Annotated in this window: 1 pseudogene; it reads right to left on the reverse strand. The window is 68.9% G+C overall.

Features of this window, described 5'->3' with window-relative positions:
* A pseudogene (locus tag FZ938_RS30375) lies at positions 1-614 on the reverse strand (hypothetical protein); the annotation flags it as partial.

Genomic DNA, 614 nt, shown 5'->3' on the forward strand with positions numbered 1-614 from the left:
AGCCCCGACGCCAGCAGCGTGCCGCCGACCGAGCCCAGGGTGACGACGTCGGTGCCGGCATCGCCGGTGATCGTCTCCAGCAGCGACAGCAGCAGCGTGTTGCCGGCCGTGCCCAGGGTGACGACATCGGTGCCGGTCGCACCCGTCAGGGTCTCCAGACCCGAAATCAGCAGGGTGTTGCCGAGCGTCGAACCCAGAGTGACGACGTCGGTACCGGCCGCCCCCGTCAGGGTTTCGACCGCCGATACGAGCAGTGTGTTGCCGGCAGTCCCCAACGTGACGGCATCGGTGCCGGTACCGCCGATGACCATCTCGAACAGCGACACGGACACGCTGTTGCCGGTGTCGCCCAGCGTTATGACATCGGTGCCGCCCTGGCCGCTCAGCGTCTCGATGCCGCGCAGCAGCAGCGTGTTGCCGGCCGAACCGAAGGTAACGACGTCGGTGCCGGTGCCGCCGATCAGGATGTCGATGCCCGACACCGAGAGCGTGTTGCCGGCCGTGCCGAGGAACACCAGTTCCGAACCCGTGCCGCCCGTCAGCGTCTCCAGACCCGAAACCAGCAGCGTGCCGCCGGCCGAACCGATGGTGACGACGTCGGTGCCGCCCTGGCC

Origin of the sequence: Azospirillum oryzae (assembly GCF_008364795.1) — a bacterium.
In the GTDB taxonomy this organism is placed as follows: Bacteria; Pseudomonadota; Alphaproteobacteria; order Azospirillales; family Azospirillaceae; genus Azospirillum; species Azospirillum oryzae.